The sequence below is a fragment of the Endozoicomonas sp. SESOKO2 genome, assembly GCF_024606245.1.
In the GTDB taxonomy this organism is placed as follows: domain Bacteria; phylum Pseudomonadota; class Gammaproteobacteria; order Pseudomonadales; family Endozoicomonadaceae; genus Endozoicomonas_A.
The window spans coordinates 1-1,043 of record NZ_JAHHPQ010000820.1 but is presented as its reverse complement, the minus strand read 5'-3'; the positions used below and the strand labels follow the sequence as shown (position 1 = coordinate 1,043).

Sequence of the window (1,043 nt, the reverse complement as noted above, 5' to 3'; positions counted from 1 at the left end):
GACCCAGACGTTGCAGTTCAGGGGGCTGATCGCCCGAAGCGATAAGACGCATGAATGTGCGCCCTTCTACTTCAATTTTTCCTACCTCAATGGTGGCAAGGGGAACATAGTGTTCACTTGAGCCGAGGTTTCCTGCTCTGTTATTGGCCACTTCCAGCAAATCAGCCAGTTGCAAGGGGTTGGCGATTTTCGTTGATGGTTCTAATCCTTTGATGCCGAGCGATTGCCATTGATTACGAATATCCTCAATGGTATTCCGATCGGTCATTCCGCCTCTGACTTCGATGACCAGTTCCGTTTCTTCAAGATTATGGGTGAATCTGAAAACGCCCTCATCACCGGCCTTCAGGACTTTGGTGTATTTCTGAGCAACGTTATTCTCGTCTGTCTCAAACAGATCAACACTGGAAACCTTGGCAGGAGTATTATAAAAAGCGTCTGCAAAGCTCAAAGAATTATAGAGACAGACTTCATCTTCCCCAGGCTCATAAGGGTAAGTGGTTGTAAAGGATTTGGGGATTGGCTGTTCATCAGGACCTAAGGTGGGCCGAATCATGACTTCACTATGGGTAAGCTCCGCATGTCCATTGCCCAGAATATCGGCAGATTTTATCTGCAGTTTGCGATCAGCCAGTGCCTGTGTGCTAATAATCGAAGAGCTGATGGCAACGGTCACTGCAAGGCTTAATGCATTAGGGCGAGCTTTTGTCATTCTACTACCTCTGAGCTGAGTACTTTTATTACCGAGAAAAGTCATTTCCACATCAGGCGAGGAAGTAACTTTCAATCGCTCATGACTGCCAATCGCTCACGGCTGTCAATCGCTCACGGCTGTCAATCGCTCACGGCTGCCAATCACTCACGGCTGTTTCGGTAAGCTGTTAAGAGAATTTTTAAGTACCCAAAACATTTAGCAGTTAAATGGAGAGCTGCAAGTTCGAGAGGCTAAATATCTAAATTTTGGCCAGGGAGTCAGTTAAGAGATCAGAGCGATTTCCAGGTCGTTTTTACCTGCTATCTGATGGGTAAGGTCTGATGGGGGG

The 1,043-nt window shown here is 46.9% G+C and carries 1 protein-coding gene; it reads right to left on the bottom strand.

What is annotated here, in order from left to right:
* Nucleotides 1-712 (bottom strand): hypothetical protein (locus tag KDK17_RS19245; protein ID WP_257288846.1); only part of this gene is annotated, 712 nt, incomplete at its 3' end.
* Nucleotides 713-1,043 lie beyond the last annotated feature (331 nt).